Below are 24,199 nucleotides of genomic sequence, written 5' to 3' on the forward strand. Positions count from 1 at the left end.
GCAAGATCGTTCAAGCCATCCCCTGCTCCGTCTGGCATGCTGGCCTGCCAAGTACAGCATTGCAGCCATCATGCCCCACATCGCTCGCCAAGCTTTTCTCCACGGCGCCATCGCCATTCTCCCGTTGTCCCTGGCCGTCGCCCCCTGGGGCCTGCTGGCCGGTTCCATGGCCATCGAGGCCAACCTCAGCGCCTGGCAGGGGCAAGGGCTGTCGGCCATCGTCTTCGCTGGTGCCGCGCAACTGGTGGCTATCGGCATGCTCAAGGGCGGCGCGAACCTGGCGTCGATCCTGCTCACCACCCTGCTGCTGACCTCTCAGCACCTGCTGTATGGCCTGTCGATGCGCCCGGTACTGTCCAGCCAGCCGCTGCGCTGGCGCTTGGGCCTGGGCTTTCTGCTGACCGACGAGTTCTTCGCCCTGACCAGCCAGTACGACCAGCAGCAGTTCAACCGCTGGTATGCCCTTGGGGTGGGCCTGACCTTCTACATCGCCTGGAACCTGTTCACCCTGGCCGGCATCCTGCTGGGCCAGAGCATTCCCCACCTGGACCAGTTCGGCCTGGATTTCTCCATCGTCGCCACCTTCGTCGCCCTGATCGCACCGCTGGTGCGCAACCTGGCCACGGTGGTGTGCGTCGCCGTGTCGCTGTTCTGCTCGGTGCTGTTCAGCTACTGGCATTGGGAAACCGCCCTGGTCGCCGCAGGCCTGCTGGGCATGAGCGCCGGGTTCATCTGTCAGAAATTCACCGGAGCCCGCGCATGACCTGGATCCTGATTTTCGCCATGGGCGCCATCGTGTTCCTCAACCGCTATGCATTCCTGGAGCCGCGCCTGCCCTTGCGCCTGAGCTCCAATGCCCGGCAGTTCCTCGGTTTTGCCGTGCCGGGTATGCTCACCGCCATTTGCGGCCCGATCATTTTCATGCCCGAGCACCAGCTCAACCTGAGCCTGACCAACCCCTACCTGCTGGGCTCACTGGTGGCCATCGCCCTGGTGTTATTGACCCGCAGCGTATTGCTCAGCATGCTGGTGAGCATGTTGATCTTCTTCCTCCTGCGCAGCTGGCTGGCATGAACACGCCCCTGCGCGAGCAGACACACCTCTGGCAGGCGCCGGCCCTGGGCGACGTCGAGATGCTGCACGCGCGCTATTTCCAGCAGCGCTTTGCCCCGCATGTGCACGAAGGCTATGTGTTCACCGTGATCGAGTCCGGCGCCCAGCGTTTCTGGCACCGTGGCAGCGAGCACTTGGCGCCGGTCGGCAGCATGGTGCTGATCAACCCCGACGAGCTGCATACCGGCGCCACAGCCCACGAAGCGGGGTGGCGCTACCGCGGCTTCTACCCCGAGCACGCGCGGGTCACGGGCGTGCTCGACGAATTGGAGCTGGGCCGCCATGGCATGCCGAGCTTCAAGGACAGCGTGATCCATGACGCGGCCCTGGCGATCGCCTTCAGCCAGCTGCATCAGCTGTCCGAAACTGGCGCCAGTGCCCTGCAACAGCAGACCGCCTGGCGTCAGGCGGTGCTGGCCTTGGTGCAACGACACGGGCAATGCGCTGAACCCTCTGCCCCCGGCCACGAGCCACTGGCCGTGGCCCGCGCCCGCGAACTGCTGGAAAGCCAACTGGCCGACCCACCCTCGCTCGAAGCGCTGGCGGCGGCGGTCAACCTGTCGCCGTTCCATTTCGCCCGGGTGTTTCGCCAGGCCACCGGCCTGCCGCCGCACGCCTGGCTGAAGCAGCGGCGCCTGGCCCGCGCGCGGGAAATGTTGAAGTGCGGCTTTGCTGCTTCGCAGGTGGCGTTCGACCTGGGGTTTGCCGACCAGAGCCATTTGAGCCGGCAATTCAAGCAGGCATACGGGGTGACACCCGGGGCCTATCGCAGCGCTTGCCTGCAAGGCTGAGCTGCGACATCCAGCCTCAGGCAAGCCGGCCAGCCGCTGCTACACTGACAAGGCTGAATGGAGGATCCTGCCATGTCTGAAAGAGATCTCACCACCCTGCTGTCATTGATGAACCAGCGCCAAGCCTGCCTGAGCAGTGCCTGCAAGGAGATTGCCGACTGGATCGACCGGCAGGGCGATGTGCCCGCTGCCGGCAAGATCCGCGCCAGTCTCAAGGCCCTGGAGGCCGACGAAGCCCAGGTCCGCAAGACCTTGACCTCGCTGACCCTCGACAGGCCGCTGCCACGCTTTCGTAGCTGAAAGGCGCAGCTAAAAAAAAGGGCCGCTGAACGCGGCCCTTTGATCTGTCAGTGCTTCATGTGCATGTGATCATGCCCACCGCCCGCCTCGGCGTTGAGCGCACGCACCTCAGCCTGTACGTCCAGGGTTTCCTTGCCACCCTTGGCATCTTCGATGGTCAGGGTCAGCGGTACTTTTTCGCCTTCCTTCACCTGATTGTTCAGGCCCATCAGCATCACATGCAGGCCATTCGGGTCCAGGGTCACTGCCTTGCCGGCCGGCAGTTCGACGGCCTTGACCTCACGCATGCCCATCACGTCGCCGTTCATGGTCATCTCGTGCACCTGCACGGTCTTGGCCACGGGCGATGCTACGCTCACCAGCTTGCTGTCGCTGCTGGCGGTCAGGGTCATGAAAGCACCGGTGGACTGCTGGTGCGGCACGCTGGCGCGGACCCAGGCATCGCTCACGGTGGTCTGGGCCAGTGCCGGCAAGGCCAGGCCCATCAGTGCCAGGGCAGCCAGGCCGCGTTTGATCGGTTGCATCGACATTCAGCAGATCTCCATCAGGGTGACCAGGTCTTCGGCGCATTCCTTGGCGTTCAGGGAATGGCCCAGGCTCAGGCGCAGGGTGCCACGTGTATCGTAGACGTAGCTGGTGGACGAATGAGAGATGGTGTAGGTGTCCCCGGCCGGGACCTTTTCGTAAAACACCTTGAATTCCTTGGCCACCGCGGCGATTTCTTCGGGGGTGCCGGTCAGCGCGGTGAACGTAGGGTCGAAGGCCTTGACATAGGCATCGAGCACCTCGGGGGTGTCGCGCTCAGGGTCCAGGGTGATGAACACCACCTGGAACAGGTCGCGATCACGGCCGCGCAGCAACTTGCGGATTTGTGCCGCACGCGCCAGCGTGGTCGGGCAGACAGCCGGGCACTGGGTGAAGCCGAAGAACACCATCGGCATGCTGCCGTAGAAGCTCGACAGGGTGCGCACGTTACCTTGCGGGTCTTTGAGGCTGAACTTGCGCCCAAGGATTTCGTTGCTCATGTTCTTGCCGTACTTGAACTCGAGCCCCCGGGCCGGGCTGCAGCCTGCGAGCAGACCAAGCCCGAGAACGCCCATGCCGGCGACAACCGCACGCCGGGTCAAAAGATCATTCATGAAACCATCCTTTACAGGGAAGGTGCCGGCCCTCGGGACGGGCCGGTCGAAAAACCGGGGCATTCTGGCATGACACCCAGAGGGGTTCTACCCGACCAAGGCGCTGATGGCCCGCAGCCCTTTGAATACGGGCTGCGGCCTGTTGTCGCAGGGGTTGAAACCGTAACACTTTGTTGCTAAGAGAGCCGCCCCGCAGGCGCGTAAGCCTTAGTAGTAGGCGTTCTCTTTCTGCGTGTGGTCAGTCACGTCACGTACGCCTTTGAGCTCCGGAATACGCTCGAGCAAGGTGCGTTCGATGCCTTCTTTCAGGGTGACGTCGGCCTGGCCACAGCCCTGGCAGCCACCACCGAATTGCAGCACGGCAATGCCGTCGTCAACCACGTCCACCAGGCTCACCTGGCCGCCATGGCTGGCCAGGCCGGGGTTGATCTCGGTCTGCAGGTAATAGTTGATGCGCTCGTTGATCGGGCTGTCTTCGTTGACCATCGGCACCTTGGCGTTCGGCGCCTTGATGGTCAGCTGACCACCCATGCGATCGGTGGCGTAGTCGACCAGCGCGTCTTCCAGGAATGGCACGCTGACTGCGTCCAGGTAAGCAGTGAAGCTCTTCAGACCCACGGCGGTGTCGTCAGGCTTCTCTTCGCCCGGCTTGCAGTAGGCAATGCACGTCTCTGCGTACTGGGTGCCCGGCTGGGTGATGAAAATGCGAATGCCGATGCCAGGCGTATTCTGCTTGGAAAGCAGATCGGCCAGGTAGTCATGGGCGGCGTCGGTAATGGTTATAGCGCTCATGTAGGTTCCTCACAGACTTGCCGCCAAGTGTACGCCAACCCAGCCTTCGAACAAAGTCCTAGTATTTGACTCGGGAAAGCGCATATTCAGGCGCCCGCTCCCGTGGCGCCGCCAGCCAGGCTTGCATGCGCCGGTACAGGCCGCGCTCCAGCCACTGGTAGCTGAACCACGACATTAGTCCAATGGACGGCACGCACAGGGCGAACACCAGGTACGGGTTCAAATGCAGGCGCTGGCTGGCGAACCAGCCGGCGTACAGCACCAGTACATGGACCAGGTACACCGAGTACGAACAGTCGCCCAGCGCCTTGAGCAACCGGTTGCCCTGGAACACGGGCTCCAAGGCAATGAAAGCCAGCACGATCATCGCGCTTGGCAGGCCCCAGTGCAGCAACCGCTGTGACGCATCCAGGTGATAGATGGCCAGGCCTGCCACCCCCAGCACCACCAGCGGCAGCCACCGCCCTTGGCGAATCAGGCCACGGCGATGAAGCACACCCAGGCCAATGCCGAGCAGGAACTCGTAGATGATGTCGTTGTTGTAGAAATGGCTGAGCACACCCACACGGCCCAGCACCTCGCTGACCAGCAACAGTGCAGCGCTCACCAGCAGCAGGTGGTGCCGTTGCCGCACCAGGAACGCCAGGCCGAACAGCAGGTAGAAGAACATCTCGAAGTTCAGCGTCCAGCCCACGTTCAGGGTCGGGTACAGGCCATAACCCCCGGGGTTTTCCGCCGGGATGAACAGCAGCGACAGGAACAGGTGATGCCAGGCGAATTCCTGATGTGGCATCCATTGGCTGAAGGCCAGCAGCAACATGGCCATCAGTGCTGTGTAGAACCAGTAGGCAGGGACGATACGCATAACCCGATTGAGCAGGAACTGGCGCGGCTCGATGGATTTGTCGCGGGTCGACAGGTAGATGACCAGCCCGCTGATGACGAAGAAGATGTCGACGCCTATGGCGCCACGGTCGGTGAGCAGTTGGCCGATGGGGCCTGTGGCATGGAAGTCGAAGAAGATCTGCATGAAATGGTGGCAGACCACCACCCAGGCGGCGAACGCCCGCAGTGCCTGAAGCGAATACAGCATGAAATACCCTGCGATTGCCGGTGCATTGAGGCCTACGGGCTGCATAGCAGCCCCGGACCACCCACCGATTCCGACCGCAGGGTATTCGGAAAGATCAGCTGACCCGATCAGAGGTTCTCATAGCGGTTCATGTCCAGTACCCCGGCTTCGACCGGTTCGGTCTCCTTGATGAAGCTGTTCAAGTCATGGAAATAGCGCCAGAACTCGGGGTGACTGCGGCGCACGCCCCAGCGCATGACAATGCGCTCGAACTTCGCCGCATCATCTTTTGCATATTCCATATCCTCGACGAACTCCGGCACATCCTTGGTCGGGATATTGAAGATGAAGTTCGGGTAGCTGCTGAGCACCCCAGGGTACAGGGTCAGCGTGTCCAGCCCTGGCTGGTAGCGGTACGCCTCGCCCAACAGGAACGCCACATTGCTATGCGCGCGGTTGCGCAGCAGGCTGTAAACCTGGCGCTGCCCGCCCTGCCCTTCGATGCGCAACATGGTCGCCTCGGGCAACTGGTTGATCACCTTCAGCCCGGCAGCCGGGCGCGACACCAGGCGGCTGAGCGACTGCTCGGCATTGCGGAACTCCTCGCTCACCTGCGCCCGCGAGCAGAACGCACCCTGGCAGCGGTTGATCGGGTCCGGCGCGGCATTCAGGCTGCCGGTGCGCTGCAGCAGCTTCAGGCCAAAGTCACGCTTGGGGTTGTGCGCATCAAGCTTGATACCGCTCGGGGTATCGGTGTCGATGTCCTCGTAATCCATCCACATCTTCACCTTGCCGCTGTTCTGGTACCAGTCGCCGAGGATCGCCTTGCGCTGGTCGGCAGGCATCAGGCGCAGGAAGTTGACCTCGGCGCCGTTGCGGATCAGGTCGAAGTACAGGCGTGTCTGCAACTGGTGAGAAACGTTGCCGTACACATCGAAGTTGACCGCCAACTGATAATAAGTGCGCTCGAACAACGGGTAGTCGAACAGCCACACGGTCAGCGGCACATCACCGATCAGGCCCTTGGTCACCGAGGCGCTGTCGAAGTGGCGGAAGATGCTCAGCAACGCGTTGTCGTTACCGGCCCACAAGGTCGACCAACCGGGTGCTGGCATGTCGGCATAGGCTTCACGGCGCAGTTTCTCGTACTCGTTGCGCTTGTCGCGGTAGGCGTGCCACAGGCTCAGCACACTGCCCACATCATCGATCTGCCCCGGCATGGCCAGCAATGGCGTAGCCTCGCCCCGGTACTTGGCATCGGTGATGTAGCGATCAAAGGCCGGCTCTTGGAACAGCGCCCAGAAATTGTCGCGGATCACGTCGGTGGCAATCTGCCCGCGGCACACCGGGCCACGGATGAAGGTGCGCACGAAGTATTCGGCGTTATCCAGCATGAACTGGTAGCGCGCCACCGCCGGGATCGCCTCGAAGGTTTCGAACGGGTTGGCCCGGTGGCGCGGGCCGTAGCCTGGCAGCGCGGCGGCATGCCAGTCACCGGCGTAGAACAACTGCTTCACCCGCTTGAGCTTCTGCGGCCCCATCGGGTAGGTGATGTGCGTTTTGTGCACGATCACGCCCTGTACCGGGATCAGCCGGTAGTAGAAGTCGGTGCCCGGCGGGTCGTTGGGGCGACGGGTCGCAATGATGTCGACGGGCTTGCCACTTGGCGTGCGCGAGCGCACCCACTGGAAGAAGTGGCCCTGCTCGCCGCCAACGAAATAGATGTGCGCCAGGAACAGGTGCTCGTATAGCCAGCGGCCAACCAGCGCCTCGGTGGAACCGGGGCGGTTGAGCAGTTCTTCCCAATCGCTGATCTGCCTGGCTTCGGCAGCGCTCGGCTGGATCGGCTGGTACTCCACTGGCGCACCGGCCGCCAGCCATCGGCGCATGGTGTCGTATTCCTTGTCGGTCAGCCCGGTTACCGCCAGCGGCATGCCCTCCTTGGGGTGGGCGCCGGCATAGGCGTCGAACTCATGGGGCAACGGGCACATGTTGTTGCGGCTCAGGCCCAGGACGATCTCCTCGGGCAGCTTGGCGTTGGGCGTGAGCGGGGTCTTGTGACCCAGCTCCAGCATGCGCGCCATCAGCGCGGCCTGGCTGCCCTGGTTGTCGAGCACCGAGTAGAAGCCCTTCTTGCGCCATTGCTCTTCGCTGTGGGCGTCATAGAACAGCCGGGTGGGGGGCACCGCCTTGCTGCGCTCGCCTTGGTACACCGGCACCTTGCTGGCCCCGCGCACCGCGCCTTCGGGGCTTTCCAGCTTCAGCTGGCAAGCGGCGTCGTTGCAGGCGTGGCAGGCCACGCACTTCTCGGTGAAGATCGGTTGAATGTCCCGGGTGTAGGAAATAGCCGGGCTCGACTGGGGGGCTTGCCCGAACACCGCGCCGCTGATGAGCAGGGCGAAGGCGCCGGCAAGGATACGATGCACCATGTGCGGAAAGTCCTGGTTCTTGAAAGCCATCACGATTTGTTGCCTGGTCGTCCTTGGGTGCTCTGCGTTACCGACACCCGCCCAACATGAGCACTTTTCATGCAAATGGGCGATGCGCCTAAAAACCGCGCAGGTTTGTTATGATTCCGCACCTTCTGATATTTGCCCGACCAGGTAGTTCCTATGTCCGACCGCAGCGCTCGTCTCCAAGCACTCCAGAACGCCCTCAAAGAGCGCATCCTGATCCTCGACGGCGGCATGGGTACTATGATCCAAAGCTACCGTCTCGAGGAACACGACTATCGTGGCACGCGTTTCGCCGATTGGCCAAGCGATGTCAAAGGTAACAACGACCTGTTGCTGCTCAGCCGCCCGGACGTGATCGCCGCCATCGAGAAAGCCTACCTGGATGCCGGCGCCGATATTCTCGAAACCAACACCTTCAACGCCACGCAGATTTCCCAGGCCGACTACGGCATGGAATCGCTGGTTTACGAGCTGAACGTAGAAGGTGCGCGCATCGCGCGCCAGGTGGCCGATGCCAAGACCCTGGAGACGCCAAACAAGCCGCGCTTCGTCGCCGGCGTGCTTGGCCCCACCAGCCGCACCTGCTCGATTTCCCCGGACGTCAACGACCCCGGCTACCGCAACGTCACCTTCGACGAACTGGTAGAAAACTACATCGAGGCCACCCGTGGCCTGATCGAGGGCGGCGCCGACCTGATCCTGATCGAAACCATCTTCGACACCCTCAACGCCAAGGCGGCGATCTTCGCCGTGCAGCAAGTGTTCGAAGACGACAACGTCGAACTGCCGATCATGATCTCCGGCACCATCACCGACGCCTCCGGCCGTACCCTTTCGGGCCAGACCACCGAAGCATTCTGGAACTCGGTGCGCCACGCCAAGCCGATTTCCGTGGGCCTGAACTGCGCCCTCGGCGCCAAGGACCTGCGCCCGTACCTGGAAGAACTGTCGACCAAAGCCGATACCCATGTATCCGCCCACCCCAACGCCGGCCTGCCCAACGCCTTTGGTGAATACGACGAAACCCCGGCCGAGATGGCCGAAGTCGTCGAAGAATTCGCCGCCAGCGGCTTCCTCAACATCATCGGCGGTTGCTGCGGCACCACCCCGGGGCACATCCAGGCCATCGCCGAAGCCGTGGCCAAGTACAAGCCGCGCGAGATCCCGGAAATCGCCAAGGCCTGCCGCCTGTCGGGCCTGGAACCGTTCACCATCGACCGCCAGTCGTTGTTCGTCAACGTGGGCGAGCGCACCAACATCACCGGCTCCGCCAAGTTCGCCCGGCTGATCCGAGAAGAGAACTACACCGAAGCCCTGGAAGTCGCCCTGCAGCAGGTCGAAGCCGGCGCCCAGGTGATCGACATCAACATGGACGAAGGGATGCTCGATTCCCAGGCCGCCATGGTCCGCTTCCTCAACATGATCGCTGGCGAGCCGGATATCTCGCGCGTACCGATCATGATCGACTCCTCCAAGTGGGACGTGATCGAAGCGGGCCTCAAGTGCATCCAGGGCAAGGGCATCGTCAACTCCATTTCCATGAAGGAAGGTGTCGAGCAGTTCAAGCACCACGCACGCCTGTGCAAGCGCTACGGCGCTGCCGTGGTGGTGATGGCATTCGACGAGGTCGGCCAGGCCGACACCGCTGCGCGCAAGAAGGAAATCTGCAAGCGCAGCTACGACATCCTGGTCAACGAAGTGGGCTTCCCGCCGGAAGACATCATCTTCGACCCGAACATCTTCGCCGTCGCCACCGGTATCGAAGAGCACAACAACTATGCCGTCGACTTCATCGAGGCCTGTGCCTACATCCGTGACCACCTGCCTCATGCGCTGAGCTCGGGCGGGGTGTCCAACGTGTCGTTCTCGTTCCGCGGCAACAACCCGGTGCGCGAGGCGATTCACTCGGTGTTCTTGTTCCACGCCATCCGCAACGGCCTGACCATGGGTATCGTCAACGCCGGCCAATTGGAGATCTACGACGAGATCCCGGCCGAGCTGCGCGAAAAAGTCGAGGACGTGGTGCTTAACCGCACGCCGGAAGGCACCGATGCACTGCTGGCCATCGCCGACGACTACAAAGGCGGCGGCGCCACCAAGGAAGTCGAGAACGAAGCCTGGCGTTCGCTGCCGGTCGACAAACGCCTGGAGCATGCCTTGGTCAAGGGCATCACCGCGCACATCGTCGAGGACACCGAGGAGTGCCGCCAGCAATGCGCACGCCCGATCGAGGTCATCGAAGGCCCGCTGATGAGCGGCATGAACGTGGTCGGCGACCTGTTCGGCGCAGGCAAGATGTTCCTGCCCCAAGTGGTCAAGTCAGCTCGCGTGATGAAGCAGGCGGTGGCGCACCTGATCCCGTTCATCGAGGCCGAAAAAGGCGACAAGCCCGAAGCCAAGGGCAAGATTCTGATGGCCACGGTCAAAGGCGACGTGCACGACATCGGCAAGAACATCGTCGGCGTGGTGCTGGGCTGCAACGGCTACGACATCGTCGACCTTGGCGTGATGGTGCCGGCCGAGAAGATTCTGCAAACCGCTCGCGACGAGAAGTGCGACATCATCGGTTTGTCTGGCCTGATCACCCCGTCGCTGGACGAAATGGTCCATGTCGCCCGCGAAATGCAGCGCCAGGGCTTCGAGCTACCGCTGATGATTGGCGGCGCCACCACCTCCAAGGCGCACACTGCGGTGAAGATCGAGCCCAAGTACAGCAACGACGCGGTCATCTACGTCACCGACGCCTCGCGCGCGGTCGGCGTGGCGACCCAACTGCTGTCCAAAGAGCTCAAGCCGGGCTTCGTCGAAAAAACCCGCCTGGAATACGTGGACGTGCGCGAGCGCACCGCCAACCGCAGCGCCCGCACCGAACGCCTCAGCTACACCCAGGCCATCGCCGCCAAACCGCAGTACGACTGGGCCGGCTACCAGCCGGTAGAGCCCACCTTCACCGGCGTCAAGGTGCTGGAAAACATCGACTTGCGCACCCTGGCTGAATACATCGACTGGACCCCGTTCTTCATTTCCTGGGACCTGGCCGGCAAGTTCCCGCGTATCCTCACCGACGAAGTGGTCGGCGAGGCGGCCACCGCGCTTTACCAGGATGCCCGCGAGATGCTCGACAAGCTGATCGACGAGAAGCTGATCAGCGCCCGCGCGGTGTTCGGCTTCTGGCCGGCCAACCAGGTGGCCGATGACGACATCGAAGTGTACGGCGAGGACGGCCAGACGCTGGCCACCCTGCACCACCTGCGCCAGCAGACCATCAAGCCGGACGGCAAGCCCAACTGGTCGCTGGCCGACTTCGTCGCGCCAAAAGCCAGCGGCGTCACCGACTATGTGGGTGGCTTCATCACCACCGCCGGCATCGGTGCCGAGGAAGTGGCCAAGGCCTACCAGGACAAGGGCGACGACTACAGCTCGATCATGGTCAAGGCCCTGGCCGACCGCCTGGCCGAAGCCTGTGCCGAGTGGCTGCACGAGCAGGTACGTAAAGAGCACTGGGGTTATGCCCGCGACGAGCACCTGGACAACGAGGCGCTGATCAAGGAACAGTACAGCGGTATCCGGCCTGCCCCGGGCTACCCGGCCTGCCCGGACCACACCGAGAAGGAGACCTTGTTCCGTTTGCTCGATGGCACTGCCATTGGTGAAACCGGGCCAAGCGGCGTGTTCCTCACCGAACACTTCGCGATGTTCCCCGCAGCGGCGGTCAGCGGCTGGTACTTCGCCCACCCACAGGCGCAGTATTTTGCCGTGGGCAAGGTTGACAAGGACCAGATCGAGCGCTACAGCGCGCGCAAAGGCCAGGATGTAAGCGTCAGCGAGCGCTGGTTGGCGCCAAACCTCGGGTACGACAGCTAAGGCCGCGCTGGCCTCTTCGCGGGCAAGCCCGCTCCCACAGGGGCCGCACCGTTTTTGAAACGTGTGCAGTACTTGTAGGAGCGGGCTTGCCCGCGAAGAGGCCAGTCCAGGCAGTTCCTTTTTCATTGCCTACACTGTCCCTGATTGCCTCTGATTTCCCAGGAGCCAACATGGACGATTCCAGCCAGGGCAAACCCCCGACCTTCTGGCAGATGCTGCACAGCATCCTCGCCGCTGCCTTTGGCGTGCAAAGCGGCAAGAACCGCGCCCGCGACTTCACCCACGGCAAGGCCAGCCATTTCATTGCGCTGGGGACGTTGTTCACCCTGGTGTTCATCGCGGTATTGATCGGCCTGGTGCAACTGGCCCTGCACCTTACCGCCCGTTAGAAGTGAAAACGCCTGCGGGGATTCCGTCCCCGCAGGCGCGCTTGCTGCATCACGGTCTAGAAGACAAGTCTACTGGTGGCTGACCCAATACACGGCAGTGACCACCACCAAAACGATCAGGCAGAGGATCGCCCAGGCATCGACGCTGCTGTCAGCTTTGCGGACCTTGGTTGAGTTTCCCATTGCATTGCCTCTTGTAGTGGTTATGGGAATGCACTTCACCACCAGCAGTTAAGACGAGCAATGCCCTTCACTCAAGCAGGGTCTTTCAATATTCGACCGGTGACGTAAGAAATGGGTAGCGGTAGCCCGGCGGCCGCCCTTCAGCGCTGTACCGCTGGAAATCGACGCCGTAATCGTCCCGTTCCAGCAGTTTCAGCCAGCGCTTGGCTTTGGCCTGATCGATCGCCTGCAATACCGGGGCACTGTGCTCGCGCAGCCCGTCGCGGTTCAACGCCAGCCCTTGAGCGTCATCGTGCAGCATAACCATCGCCCAACCGCCCAGGGTGAAATGCCCACCCATCAGCACGCTCAGGCGCCCATCGATACGCGCCCGCAAGGCCTCGGGCGAACTGTTGACGGCGCCGAACAGCACGTCGCGCCCCGGTGTGTGCCCAGCTTCCTCGAACGCCTGCATGGCACCAAAGGCCATCTCGTCATTGGCCGACCACACCAGCCGGGTGGCCGGGTAGCGCTCCAGCAACTGCTGGGCCTGTTCATAGGCGCGCTGGCGGTTCCAACCGCCGTACACCACCTGACGCAGGCGCACCTGGGGGAAGTCGGCCAGCGCACGGCGCATGCCCTCCTCACGCAACTGCGAGGCGGGGGTGGTCTTGACCCCGGCAAAGGCCACCAGGTCCACCGGAAAGCTGTCGCGAGGCAACTGTGCGACCATCTGGTGCAGCATTTGGAAGCCCGCCTGCTCGTCGTTACTCATCAAGGTCCCCAGTGGCTCGGCGTACTTGTCGGGCTGGGCCTCGATGCTGCGGACCTGGCTGGCGGTCAGGCCATTGTTGACCAGCAGCAGCTTCACACCCGTGCCACGTGACAGGCGCAGGATTTCCGGTGCCACGTACTGCTCGTTGACCAGCACCAGGTAGTCCGGCCGCTGCGACCCACCCAGAATCGCCCGGGCCTGGCTCAGCGCCAGGTCGGCGCGGCGCTCGCTGTACTCCACCCGCAGGGTCATGCCCAGCTCATCCGCGGCGGCCTGCATGAAGCGGGTATAGCTGGTCCAGAACGTCTCGGTGGACAGCCCAGGGTTGAGGAACACCACCGAAGCCGGCTGCGCACTTGCCGTCAGTGGCAGGGCAAGACACAAGCTTTGGCACAGGGCCTTGAGCATGGGGTCACATCTCTGCGAAGCAAACGCCGGATTATAAACGCCTGGCTACGCTCAGCGCACAAATGGCAGTCAGTCTCACATAGTCCATTTGGTTCTTTTCATATGCAAAAACATCACTTTAGCGCATAACTGCAACCTGATATCGTTCCCCGGCTCCGTACCGGAGTGCGCGGCCGTGCGCGCGAATAGCTGCATGCCTGAGACAGGACTTTTATGTACGTATACGACGAGTACGATCAGCGGATCATCGAGGACCGCGTCAAGCAGTTCCGTGATCAGACCCGCCGCTACCTGGCCGGTGAGCTGAGCGAAGAAGAATTCCGCCCTCTGCGCCTGCAGAACGGCCTTTATATCCAACGTTTCGCGCCGATGCTGCGTGTCGCCGTGCCGTACGGCCAGCTGAACGCCACCCAGGTCCGCACCCTGGCCAAGATCGCTCGCGACTACGACAAGGGCTATGCCCACATTTCCACCCGCCAGAACGTGCAGTACAACTGGCCGGCGCTGGAAGACATCCCGGACATCCTCGCCGAGCTGGCCACCGTGCAGATGCACGCGATCCAGACCAGCGGCAACTGCCTGCGTAACACCACCACCGACCAGTTCGCCGGTGTGGCCGCAGACGAAATCATCGACCCGCGCCCATGGTGCGAAATCGTCCGCCAGTGGACCACCTTCCACCCGGAATTCGCCTACCTGCCGCGCAAGTTCAAGATCGCCATCAACGGCTCGCAGGAAGACCGCGCCGCCATCGAAGTGCACGACATCGGCCTGGAGCCTGTGCGCAACGCTGCCGGCGAGCTGGGCTTCCGTGTGCTGGTCGGCGGTGGCCTGGGCCGTACCCCAGTGGTGGGCTCGTTCATCAACGAGTTCCTGCCGTGGCAGGACCTGATCAGCTACCTGGACGCCATCCTGCGCGTGTACAACCGTTACGGGCGCCGTGACAACAAGTACAAGGCGCGGATCAAGATCCTGGTCAAGGCCCTTACGCCGGAAGTGTTCGCCGAAAAGGTCGAGGCCGAAATGGTCCACCTGCGTGGCGGCAGCACCACCTTGACCGAAGATGAAGTGCAGCGTGTGTCGCGCCATTTCGTCGACCCGCAGTACCTGGCCCTCGACAATGTCGACTACGCCGCCCAGGACGCCGAATACCCAGGTTTCGCCCGCTGGCGCTCGCGCAACACCCGCGCCCACAAGCGCCCTGGCTATGTGGCCGTGACCCTGTCGCTCAAGCCCACCGGCGTTGCCCCTGGCGACCTGACCGACAAGCAGCTGGACGCCGTGGCCGACCTGGCCGAGCGCTACAGCTTCGGCTTCCTGCGTACCTCGCACGAGCAGAACATCATCCTCGCCGACGTCGAGCAGCGCCAGTTGCACGCGCTGTGGCTGGAGCTGCGCGAGGGCGGCTTCGCTACCCCGAACATCGGCCTGCTGACCGACATCATCTGCTGCCCAGGCGGTGACTACTGCTCGCTGGCCAACGCCAAGTCGATCCCGATCGCCGAATCCATCCAGCGCCGCTTCGACGACCTGGACTACTTGTTCGACATCGGCGAAATCGACCTGAACATCTCCGGCTGCATGAACGCCTGCGGCCACCACCACGTGGGCCACATCGGCATCCTCGGTGTGGACAAGAAGGGTGAGGAGTTCTACCAGGTGTCGCTGGGCGGCAATGCCGCGCGTGGCGCGAGCCTGGGCAAGATCCTCGGCCCGTCCTTCGCCCAGGATGCCATGGCCGATGTGATCGAGAAGCTGATCGCCGTGTACGTCGAACAACGTACCGAGGAAGAGCGTTTCATCGACACCTACCAGCGTATTGGCATCGACCCCTTCAAGGAACGCGTCTATGCAGCGAATCATTAAGAACAACCAGATCGTCGACGAAACCTGGCACCTGCTGCCCAAGGAAACGTCCTTTGACGAGCTGACCAACTGCGACGACTACATCGTCCCGCTGCAGATGTGGCGCGACCATGCCCACGTGCTCAAGGCCCGCGATGGCGGGCTGGGTGTGTGGCTGGACAGCGACCAGGAAGCGGAAGAGATCGGCGAAGACGTGCAGCACTTCCAGGTCATCGCCCTGAACTTCCCGGCATTCACCGACGGGCGCAGCTACTCCAATGCGCGCCTGCTGCGCGACCGCTACAAGTTCAAGGGCGAGCTGCGCGCCATCGGCGATGTGCTGCGTGACCAGCTGTTCTTCATGGCCCGTTGCGGCTTCGATGCGTTCGCCATCCGTGCCGACAAGGACCCGGAAGACGCGCTGCAAAGCCTGAAAGACTTCTCGGTGACCTACCAGGCCGCCACTGACGAGCCGCTGCCGCTGTTCCGCCGCCGCTGATCGTCCAGCCCCAGCGAACAGCCCGCCTTTCGGCGGGCTGTTTCGTTCATAGGCCCTGGCGCTCAATGGCCTCGCGGCTCAACTCAAGAAAAAGCTGGCGTTGCGCTGCCTCACGCTCTGCACTGATCTGCTCGGTTTGCATGAGGTAGTCATGATCGCTTAGCGCTTCCGATTGCTCGAGCAATGTATCCAGGCGCTGCTGGAACGGCTCGTTCATGCGGCTGAAACGCGCCGATTGGTGACTGCTTAAGTAATCTTGCCAAAAGGATCGATCGGCAAGCGCTTGAGCCAAGGATTGTGGCGTCTCCTCCCGCAGTACCTCGCTGCGGGCCGACTCCAGGTCTTTATGGCTAACCCCGCTTACACTCTCGTACGCCATATGTTCAGGCTGCGCCGGGAGGTCGAGGCTTTCAGCCAGTTTGACACGATAGGCCAGGTAAACTTCGACGGGATCGTCCGAGTAATAGTGGGCGATATGCCGTGCCGCTATCGCGTTTACCTTGTCCAGACGAGACAACGAACGCCCCAGCATCACCAGCGCCCGCTCCCTTTGCAAACCACTACTGGCCGATGCAGCCCTGGAGGCCATCGCGCCAACCTCCAGCTCGCTCAGCGTCAGCAGCAACTCGTCACTGCAGCTGCGCGGCCGGCTAGCTTGCTCGAAAAGGCTGGCACGCACTTCGGCGTGCTGCTCGCACGCTTCGAGGATATGCCACACGCGCGCTTGAAGGTCACGGGGGCGTGCGTGGTATTCACGCAAATCCTGCAAATCAGCGATAAATTGGAACAGATCACTCGCCCCGTCCTCTTGGCGCAACAGGTTCCAACGCGCCAATCGAACTTCGCGTTGTGCCGCAGTAAACCCTGACAACCATGGGGTTGCGTCGCTGGCGTCAATCGATAGGTGAGTCGCTTGCGTACGCTCAGATGCCCCCGCTGCGGCCCTGGCCAATTGCAAGCGTTGGAGGGTTTCATCCGAGAGTGGATTGTCGTGCAGCTCCAGCCCCCCTAGCAAACGTAGCGGCAACATGGACAGCGCTTCAGGCAACGTCTGGATCTGGTTGCCACGCATGTCCAGCAACTCCAGATTTCCGTGCCTGGCCAATTCAGCTGGCAAGTTGCCCAGCCCTGTGTTGCGCAAGGACAAACGGCGCAGCAAGGGGAATGATGTCAAGGGTGGCAGCAGGCCCACAGGGTTGCCGTTGAGCTCCAGACGGCGCAGCCCCACAAGCTGGCTCAAGCGAAGATTATCGTCGCTGGAAAGAACGATCCGATTGCCACCAAGGCGTAGGTTCCTCAATTCGGCCAGTTGCTCGATACCTGCAGGAAGGCGTGTAAGCTGGTTGCCACGCAAATCCAGGTTACGCACCTTGCTAAAGCGAGCAAGGAAACCCGCGTCAAGGGCCGCCATCCGCATATCACGTAGGGTCAGGTGCGTGATATGGTCAAAAGCCACGTTCTCGGGCAAGGACGGCAAGTCACCCACTCTGTCACCCGCGATCGTCAGGTGATAATCACCCGTCAACTCCCCAGGGTTCATGCGCTGCCAACTCGCCATAATGCGCCTGGCAACCTTGATGCGACGCAACCGGCGAATAATGTTCAGCCCCGTTTCATTCCGCCAGCTTTGCAATGCCTGCTTGAGACTAAACTTGGCCCGTAACAGCTGGCTGACATGGTTCCACGGGTCAATCCCCCGTTGAGCCAGGTCTTGCAGATACGCCTCCAATTGTTCGTTGCTCATCAGCGGGTACACGTGATTCAACGTGCGCTTTAGTGCCTGGCGCGTCCCCGACAGGTGGCCGCTGAGCGGATAGCCCAAACGCCCATCGTATAAACGCACAGGAGGGCGTATACCCTGCCCCACCCGGGCCAGCCCAATCAAACGGGCCGCCGCTTCACGGTCAGCAAGCGCTTCACGCCCAAGCCGCTCGCCCAGCGCGCTTTCCGTCATTTGGCTACCGCCGAGCAGTTGTAGCTGGCGGCTGTCCAGCTGCCGCATTAACGCTTGCAATAACCCACCCTGGTCAGCGGTAGGCAGTTCAACCTCGACCCCAGCCGGCCAGGGTGCGATGGCATCGATCAGCCCCCGCGCGAGCCTTGCGCTGTCGTCATTTGCGGCAGAGGCCTGGCGCAAACCTGCGCAGGCACGGTCTATCCGGCTGTCGCGCACCGCCCAGCGCGCCCGCTCCGCCAAAGCCAACGGTACCCGCCCTGCGCTGGTCAGGCTTTCCAGTTCGTCGCTATTTGCCCCTTCAACGATTTCCCATGCGCAGCGGTGGGAAAGGCTTGGGAAGTTCCGCATCAATAGGTGGTCCGCTGCCTGCGGATTGACCTGCCGCTCATTGAACAATTCCTCGAAAGCACCGCCCCGTAATGCCGGGTAATCATGGTGCAATTGCTGACGTTCAAGGGCGTCGAGCAAGCGTGCCGGGGGTGGCGCATTTTCCAGTAACAAACGGCGCAGGCAATCTGCATCGAAACCGGTGACCTGTAGCGCAACAGACGCCGCCTCGTCGGACACTTGGGCCGTGCGGCTGGCAAGGCGGCGCACCATGTAAGCGGCGTCCTGCCAGCACTGCGGCTGCTCAAACTCATGCACCCATCCTCCGGCACCATTGTGTTCAAGAGCTGGTACATAGGCCCCCGGCCGCGTGGGGTGATGAATACGCAATGTGCCATCGCTGTGTTCGCTTACCTCATAGGTAGCATCGTGCAGGCGCCTCAGCGTTCGGCCATTTTCAGTGGCCGCCTGCCCAACGATCAAATTGACGCCATCATGCTGATACGCCGACAGCGCTGGATCGCACAAGCGTAACTGGCCATCCTCCAAACTCACCGGCACCATGGCATCTACGCGTGCCACTCGCTGGGCCAGCTTGCCGAGTGCCGCCGTGCCGGCGGCCGTCACCGCCCCCAGCGCCACCGTCTCGGCCACGTTGAACAGGTGCCCCAATGCGGCGTTGCGGTCGCCCAGTTGCCAATCCTGGTAGCCTTCGTACACCTCGTCCGCCAATTGCACTGCCGTCAGCCCAAGCAAGGCCTGACCCAACACCGGCACGAACAGCGCGGCCAGGCCTGCAATGCTAAGCCCCAAGTTCAGATAACCTTGTAAGCGTGCGTGGCGGTCGGCGATATCCTCATCCTCTGTCGACACCGCCAAAACCCGAGCGTCATCCAGTATTTTGTGGAGACGGGCTTTGCGCAGTGCGACGAACACGCCCCCCTCGACCACAAAGCAGCGGCCATCCAGCTCAAGCGGTGAACCTGTATCGTCTTGCGTGAGCTGCAAGTTCAGGGCCGTATGGAAGGCGACCCGATCACGCTCTGCGATAAAACGCTGGAAGTACTTGCGATACGCTTCGCTGCGCAAACGTACGCCAAGCGCCGTGTACAGCAGCTCCCAGGTTGCATACCCGCTCACCGGGGCATAGGGGTCCTCGGGAAACCACGCGATAACTCCTAGTAGTTCAGCGTGCTGACGCACTTCGATCACAAGTGCACCAACGACCTGCTTGCCCAGCAGCCTCAAGGTATGGCACTTCAACACAGTATTGTCGGCGGGCGACAAAGGTGCTGCGTTCACAATGCGAGCAATACGTTGATACGTCTGCTCGTCGATCTCACCCTTGGTCCTGGCGAGGATGGCCGCAGCGTCCAGGTTGGCGCTTGACGCCTCCTCCATGACTTCGGTGATCACCTCGCCTTCAAGGTGCAATTTCAAGTGGTTTTGATACTGCCGCCCGATATCGAGCCGTCGGCAGAGCTCGACGAATGCCTTCACGCTCAGCGGTAGCACCTGCCCACTCGCATCGACCAACTGTGACCCTGTAGCGAACCAGCCAGGCAGCGTTTCATTTTCGTGAAAGTTATGCAGCGCCGCTGAAAGAAGCACCTGGGTGCTGACAATTTGCGACCAATACAGTGGCAAGGAGGGCGCTATCGGCGGGTTCAGTCGCCGGGTCACCAGGGTGACCTGGGCCAAGTGCAGGTCTAGCTGCGTGATCGAGTGCTCCGCGAGCGCGCTTGCAAGCAACGACTCGGCAAAGGTTTCCAGGGGGCTGATGGCTTGCAGCCGGGCGTTGAGGGCGTCCTGGGCTTTTTGTTGACGCAGCAACGCCACACGCAATAAAGCCAGGTGTTCGGCTGAAGCACCTTTGAGCCAACCTGGCAGTCGGCTGGCAATCAGCGCATCGATGGAGTCAGCAGGTATTACAGAAGTAGCCATCGGCAGTGTGTCCGCTTGATAAAAGCGGTAGCTGACCAAGTTATCGACCTGTTCAGGCCATACTTATGTAATGGAGACACAGCTTGACGGGCGATTCGTGCCTCCCGATCAAATGACTTTGACGCAGCGGCCGCTTATTCACTGCCTGCCAAACCTGCACACTGGCCATCACACGAACTTCCCCAACTTTCCAGGAGTAACCCCATGAGCGTTCCTTCATTCGGCCTCGGTACCTTCCGCCTGACCGGCCAAGCCGTCATCGATTCGGTCAAATCGGCACTGGCGCTGGGCTACCGCGTCATCGACACCGCACAGATCTACAAGAACGAAGCCGATGTTGGCCAGGCTATCGCCGAAAGCGGTGTACCGCGCAGCGAGCTGTTCATCACCACCAAGATCTGGGTCGACAACTATGCCGCCGACAAGCTGATACCCAGCCTGCGCGAAAGCCTGGAAAAACTGCGCACCGACTACGTCGACCTGCTGCTGATCCACTGGCCAGCGCCGGGCAACGGCGTTGAACTTACCGAATACATGACGGCCTTGGCCGACGCCAAGAAACTAGGCCTGACCCGCCAGATCGGTGTCTCCAACTTCAACATCGAACTCACCCGCCAGGCGATTGAAGTAGTCGGCAAAGGCGAAATCGCCACCAACCAGATCGAACTCAGCCCATACCTGCAGAACAGCAAGCTGACCGCGTTCCTGAAGGAACAGGGCATCACCGTGACCTCTTACATGACCCTGGCCTACGGCAAAGTGCTGAAAGACCCGGCCCTGGCCGAGATCGCCGCCAAGCACAAAGCCACCGTCGCCCAAGTAGCCCTCGCCTGGGCACTGCAACTGGGCTACGCCGTGATCCCATCGTCGACCAAGCGTGAGAACCTGGCCAGCAACCTGCTAGCCCGCGACCTGAAGCTGGACGCCGACGACATGGCACGAATCGCCACCCTCGAGCGTAATGGACGCGAAGTCAGCCCTGACGGACTGGCGCCTATCTGGGACTGACGACAGCACGGGGGGGAGCACCACGCGGGTGCTCGCCCTGTGGGTTTTGCGCTGACCAGTTGCTGGCAGTGGCTGGCCAGTCAAAAGCGCACCCCCACATTGACCATCCCCGCCGCTGCCCCCAGCACCACGAATTCCGCCCCCAGCGGCCCCCAGTGCACGCCAAACGACGGAATGATCACCGGCGCAATACCAAAATGGTTCAACGGGATCTTGTCGTCGTACTCACCCTTGTAGCCTTCTATCAGCCCCCCGCTCAACTTCACGTACACGGGATAACGGTCGTTTTCCCAGACTTTGCCCAGGTAGGCATAGTACGAACGCTGGTAGAACGAGTTCTTGAACGTTGCCGCGCCCCACAGCAAACCATCCGTATAGACTCGTTCGATGCCGACCAGCTCCTGGTGGTTGTTGTGATCCGGGTCATGGCTCCAGTGCTTGGTGTAGGCGCTGGTCTGCACGTACCAGTAATCTCCTTCACGCTCGCCATCCTCGGCGTTTGCAGCCAGACTCATGATCAGCAGCCCTACCGCTGCAAATGACGTCCTGTTCATGTTCAACGCCTCATGGGTCAATCCAAAGACCCTAGCCAAGCCCAAACCATCACGCCAATGCAATGGCTTCGGGAAAGAACTGTGCACCTAAATCACCGTTGCACCTGGCGAAATTATGAAGTCCCCAACCCAGGCATTCTCGCCACGGCGTTGAACCACTACGCTCCTACGTGCCCCTTCAACCCTTGGGAGTTACCCTGATGCCCCGCCCCCCCGTTCCCCCCTTCACCCAGGAAAGTGCCATCGAAAAGGTTCGCCTTGCCGAAGATGGCTGGAATGGCCGCGACCCAGCCAAGGTCGCGCTCGCCTACACCCCCGACACGGTCTGGCGTAATCGCGTCGAGTTCCCCCGTGGCCGTGCCGAGGTCCAGGCGTTTCTGACCCGCAAGTGGAACCATGAACTGGAATACCGCCTGATCAAGGAACTGTGGGCATTCACCGGCAACCGCATTGCCGTGCGCTATGCCTACGAGTACCACGACGATAGCGGCCAGTGGTTCCGCGCGTATGGCAACGAAAACTGGGAGTTTGCCGACGACGGCCTGATGTGCAACCGCCATTCGAGCATCAACGAGCACCCCATCAGCGAAGCCGAGCGCAAGTTCCACTGGCCTTTGGGGCGGCGCCCGGATGACCACCCCGGGCTGAGCGAACTGGGCCTCTGATCACCCCAGCGGCAGTGTGACCTTGGCTTGCAGACCGCCATCGGGGCGGTTGCTCAATGTCAGGCTGCCGCCTTGCTCCAGCACGATGGCCCGTGCGGCGGGCAGGCCCAGCCCCACACCGCCAGTGTCGCGGTTGCGTGAGCCTTCGATCCGGTAAAACGGCGCGAATACCTGCTCATGCAGTTCAGGCGCGATGCCCGGTCCGCGATCCTGCACGGTTATTTCTATCTGCCTGGCGGTTACCATCAACATCACCGTTGGCTCGCACCCGTACTTCGCGGCATTGTCGATCAGGTTGACCAGCACCCGTTTGATACCCACCGGCCTGCCGGTGTACACGCAGCGGCGTGGCCCGCTGAGGCCAACTTCTACGCCCGCATCCTTGAAATCATCCACCACGGTCAACAGCAGTTCGCCTAGGTCGAATGCCGTGGTGGGCTCCAGCCGAGCATCATCACGGAAGAACACCAATGCGGCGTCGACCATTGCCTGCATTTCATCGACGTCCTTGAACAACTTGGCCTGCAGTTGGGCATCCTCGATGAACTCGGCACGCAAACGCATGCGCGTCAGCGGTGCACGCAGGTCGTGAGAGATGGCCGCCAGCATCTGGGTACGGTCGTTGAGGTAATGCCTGAGCTGCGCCTGGGTGGCATTGAACGCCAGAATGGCCTGGCGCAGGTCGTGCGGGCCGACCACCGGGATGGGTGGGGCGTTGAAGTCCTTGCCAAACCTGCGCGCCCCTTCGGTAAAGCGCTCCAAGGGTTTGGCCAGAAAGCGCGTTGCCAAGAACGCGACGGCAAAACTGGACGCCAGCATCAAGCCGAGGATGATCAGGTTGCGCGGCAGTTCATCCAGGCCCCAACTTCGGCTAGTAGCGCGAAACAGCACCCAGGACTTGTCGCTCAACTCGACCATCAGGGCATAGCCACGCTCAGGGGCGTATTCCGGCATGTCGGAAGGCTCGAATGCCTCAACCCTGGCATCCGGCCGCTTGAGCAAGGCGCGCAGAATAGGCGTGCCCTCGCGGAACTCGGCATCGACCAACACCGGGACGCCCGCTTCGTCATGGCGTTGCAGCCAGCGCACGGAGTAAGAACCGTCGCCCGCCGCGCCGGCAATATTGCTGCGCTGCGCTGCGGGCGCGGCATCGAGGATGCGAGTCACCGCTGCTACTTTCTCGATCACGCCACTCTCCAGCAGTGGCGGTTGCGCCCACACGCTCAGCAGCAGGCTGAACAGCATCTTGAGTAGCAGCAGGAACAACATCGCCGTCAAGGTGGTCAGGGCAATCCAGCGGGCAATGGTGATTCTTGGCTGCGGCACAGCCTGGCGCAGCCGGGCGAACAGGCTCATCGCCTGGCGACCACGGGTGTGAACAGGTAGCCGACGTTGCGCAGGGTGCGGATCAACGGCTCATTGCCGCTGTCGGTTTCAAGCTTGCGGCGCAACCGGCTCACTTGCACGTCAACGCTGCGGTCATAGGCGTCGTAGGCTTCGCCACGGGCCAGGTCCAGCAACTGCTGGCGGCTGAGCACCCGGCGCGGATGTTCGGCAAACACCAGCAACAGCTCGAATTCACCGTTGGACAAGGGAATCATGACGTTTTCCGGCGAGCGCAGCTCGCGCCGCACCACATCCAGTTGCCAGCCGGCAAATTCGAGGGCCGAGGCATGGCTGGTTGCACCTCCCGCCCCCTCGCCGGCCCTGCGCAGCACTGCCCTCACCCGTGCCAGCAGTTCACGGGCGGCAAACGGTTTGGTCAGGTAGTCGTCCGCCCCCAGCTCCAGGCCCACCACCCGGTCACTCAGCTCACCCATGGCGGTCAGCATGATCACCGCCACCTTGTAATCGGCCAGCAGCCGCTGGCACAGCACCAGGCCACTGTCACCAGGCAACATCACATCGAGGATGACCAGGTCCGGCACGCGCCGCTCAAGCGCCTGCCAGAGCGCATTGCCATCACAGGCCACACCTACCTCGTAGCCATGCTGGCGAAGAAACTTCTGTAACAGGTCGAGCACCTCGACATCATCGTCGACTATCAGCAAATGGCTCACAAAAAAGCACCGCAAACAAAGTAACCAAGCGGTACTTTACGGCCATCGCCACGCGGCCGTCATATATTTCAACCCTGTA

General features: G+C 62.0%; 20 protein-coding genes. 10 read left to right on the top strand and 10 right to left on the bottom strand.

Annotated features, from left to right (window positions below; translation table 11 throughout):
* Positions 1 to 70: 70 nt before the first annotated feature.
* The 4 genes from Q9451_RS20255 to Q9451_RS20270 all read left to right on the top strand — a co-directional run bounded on the left by Q9451_RS20255 (position 71) and on the right by Q9451_RS20270 (position 2,204).
* Positions 71 to 763 (top strand): AzlC family ABC transporter permease, encoded by a 693-nt coding sequence (locus tag Q9451_RS20255; RefSeq protein WP_012271645.1) that lies wholly within the window; start codon positions 71 to 73, stop codon positions 761 to 763.
* Positions 760 to 1,074: an AzlD domain-containing protein gene (locus tag Q9451_RS20260; RefSeq protein ID WP_012271644.1), complete on the top strand. Its 315-nt coding sequence runs from the start codon at positions 760 to 762 to the stop codon at positions 1,072 to 1,074. The genes Q9451_RS20255 and Q9451_RS20260 overlap by 4 nt, the downstream gene beginning before the upstream one ends.
* Positions 1,071 to 1,904, top strand: a complete 834-nt coding sequence (locus tag Q9451_RS20265) for an AraC family transcriptional regulator (RefSeq protein ID WP_012271643.1) — start codon at positions 1,071 to 1,073, stop codon at positions 1,902 to 1,904. Before Q9451_RS20260 ends, Q9451_RS20265 begins: the two co-directional genes overlap by 4 nt.
* A gap of 72 nt (positions 1,905 to 1,976) precedes the next feature.
* The gene (locus tag Q9451_RS20270) at positions 1,977 to 2,204 is read left to right on the top strand and encodes a hypothetical protein (RefSeq protein ID WP_012271642.1); all 228 of its coding nucleotides are present in this window, start codon (positions 1,977 to 1,979) and stop codon (positions 2,202 to 2,204) included.
* 47 nt (positions 2,205 to 2,251) lie between these two features.
* Here the strand turns inward: Q9451_RS20270 and Q9451_RS20275 are convergent, their stop codons facing one another.
* The 5 genes from Q9451_RS20275 to Q9451_RS20295 form a co-directional block, all read right to left on the bottom strand.
* Positions 2,252 to 2,734: a copper chaperone PCu(A)C gene (locus Q9451_RS20275; protein ID WP_012271641.1), complete on the bottom strand. Its 483-nt coding sequence runs from the start codon at positions 2,732 to 2,734 to the stop codon at positions 2,252 to 2,254.
* On the bottom strand, positions 2,735 to 3,343 hold the full coding sequence (locus tag Q9451_RS20280; RefSeq protein ID WP_003250418.1) for an SCO family protein: 609 nt from the start codon (positions 3,341 to 3,343) through the stop codon (positions 2,735 to 2,737).
* A 207-nt stretch (positions 3,344 to 3,550) separates the two neighbouring features.
* On the bottom strand, positions 3,551 to 4,135 hold the full coding sequence (gene nfuA / locus Q9451_RS20285) for a Fe-S biogenesis protein NfuA (RefSeq protein ID WP_012271640.1): 585 nt from the start codon (positions 4,133 to 4,135) through the stop codon (positions 3,551 to 3,553).
* Positions 4,136 to 4,193: 58 nt separating this feature from the next.
* Positions 4,194 to 5,228, bottom strand: a complete 1,035-nt coding sequence (locus Q9451_RS20290; protein ID WP_012271639.1) for an acyltransferase — start codon at positions 5,226 to 5,228, stop codon at positions 4,194 to 4,196.
* 107 nt (positions 5,229 to 5,335) lie between these two features.
* Positions 5,336 to 7,636, bottom strand: a complete 2,301-nt coding sequence (locus Q9451_RS20295) for a fatty acid cis/trans isomerase (protein WP_012271638.1) — start codon at positions 7,634 to 7,636, stop codon at positions 5,336 to 5,338.
* A 183-nt stretch (positions 7,637 to 7,819) separates the two neighbouring features.
* On the opposite strand from Q9451_RS20295, the gene metH reads away from it, so the two are divergent.
* Both metH and Q9451_RS20305 read left to right on the top strand, forming a co-directional pair.
* Complete coding sequence (gene metH, locus Q9451_RS20300) at positions 7,820 to 11,527, top strand: methionine synthase (protein ID WP_012271637.1); 3,708 nt, start codon at positions 7,820 to 7,822, stop codon at positions 11,525 to 11,527.
* A gap of 170 nt (positions 11,528 to 11,697) precedes the next feature.
* A complete protein-coding gene (locus Q9451_RS20305; RefSeq protein ID WP_012271636.1) occupies positions 11,698 to 11,916 on the top strand; it encodes a DUF2970 domain-containing protein in 219 nt (72 codons plus the stop codon).
* A gap of 268 nt (positions 11,917 to 12,184) precedes the next feature.
* Here Q9451_RS20305 and Q9451_RS20310 read toward each other — a convergent pair whose 3' ends face one another.
* Complete coding sequence (locus Q9451_RS20310; RefSeq protein WP_012271635.1) at positions 12,185 to 13,261, bottom strand: ABC transporter substrate-binding protein; 1,077 nt, start codon at positions 13,259 to 13,261, stop codon at positions 12,185 to 12,187.
* Positions 13,262 to 13,474: 213 nt separating this feature from the next.
* Between Q9451_RS20310 and Q9451_RS20315 the strand changes: the two genes are divergently transcribed.
* Complete coding sequence (locus Q9451_RS20315; RefSeq protein ID WP_012271634.1) at positions 13,475 to 15,127, top strand: nitrite/sulfite reductase; 1,653 nt, start codon at positions 13,475 to 13,477, stop codon at positions 15,125 to 15,127.
* Complete coding sequence (locus Q9451_RS20320) at positions 15,111 to 15,605, top strand: DUF934 domain-containing protein (RefSeq protein ID WP_012271633.1); 495 nt, start codon at positions 15,111 to 15,113, stop codon at positions 15,603 to 15,605. Before Q9451_RS20315 ends, Q9451_RS20320 begins: the two co-directional genes overlap by 17 nt.
* A 46-nt stretch (positions 15,606 to 15,651) precedes the next feature.
* Here the strand turns inward: Q9451_RS20320 and Q9451_RS20325 are convergent, their stop codons facing one another.
* Positions 15,652 to 19,872 (bottom strand): NEL-type E3 ubiquitin ligase domain-containing protein, encoded by a 4,221-nt coding sequence (locus Q9451_RS20325; protein WP_223296406.1) that lies wholly within the window; start codon positions 19,870 to 19,872, stop codon positions 15,652 to 15,654.
* A 165-nt stretch (positions 19,873 to 20,037) separates the two neighbouring features.
* Here Q9451_RS20325 and dkgB point away from each other — a divergent pair, with 165 nt between their 5' ends.
* Positions 20,038 to 20,841: a 2,5-didehydrogluconate reductase DkgB gene (gene dkgB, locus Q9451_RS20330; RefSeq protein ID WP_012271631.1), complete on the top strand. Its 804-nt coding sequence runs from the start codon at positions 20,038 to 20,040 to the stop codon at positions 20,839 to 20,841.
* An 80-nt stretch (positions 20,842 to 20,921) separates the two neighbouring features.
* Here dkgB and Q9451_RS20335 read toward each other — a convergent pair whose 3' ends face one another.
* The gene (locus tag Q9451_RS20335) at positions 20,922 to 21,395 is read right to left on the bottom strand and encodes a hypothetical protein (protein ID WP_060514139.1); all 474 of its coding nucleotides are present in this window, start codon (positions 21,393 to 21,395) and stop codon (positions 20,922 to 20,924) included.
* A 200-nt stretch (positions 21,396 to 21,595) separates the two neighbouring features.
* Between Q9451_RS20335 and Q9451_RS20340 the strand changes: the two genes are divergently transcribed.
* Positions 21,596 to 22,060, top strand: a complete 465-nt coding sequence (locus tag Q9451_RS20340; RefSeq protein WP_012271629.1) for a nuclear transport factor 2 family protein — start codon at positions 21,596 to 21,598, stop codon at positions 22,058 to 22,060.
* On the opposite strand, the gene Q9451_RS20345 is transcribed toward Q9451_RS20340, so the two are convergent.
* Positions 22,061 to 23,416, bottom strand: a complete 1,356-nt coding sequence (locus Q9451_RS20345; protein ID WP_012271628.1) for an ATP-binding protein — start codon at positions 23,414 to 23,416, stop codon at positions 22,061 to 22,063.
* Complete coding sequence (locus Q9451_RS20350) at positions 23,413 to 24,120, bottom strand: response regulator (RefSeq protein ID WP_345960718.1); 708 nt, start codon at positions 24,118 to 24,120, stop codon at positions 23,413 to 23,415. The genes Q9451_RS20345 and Q9451_RS20350 overlap by 4 nt, the downstream gene beginning before the upstream one ends.
* Between the last annotated feature and the right edge of the window lie 79 nt (positions 24,121 to 24,199).

It is taken from the genome of Pseudomonas sp. NY8896 (genome assembly GCF_039634505.1).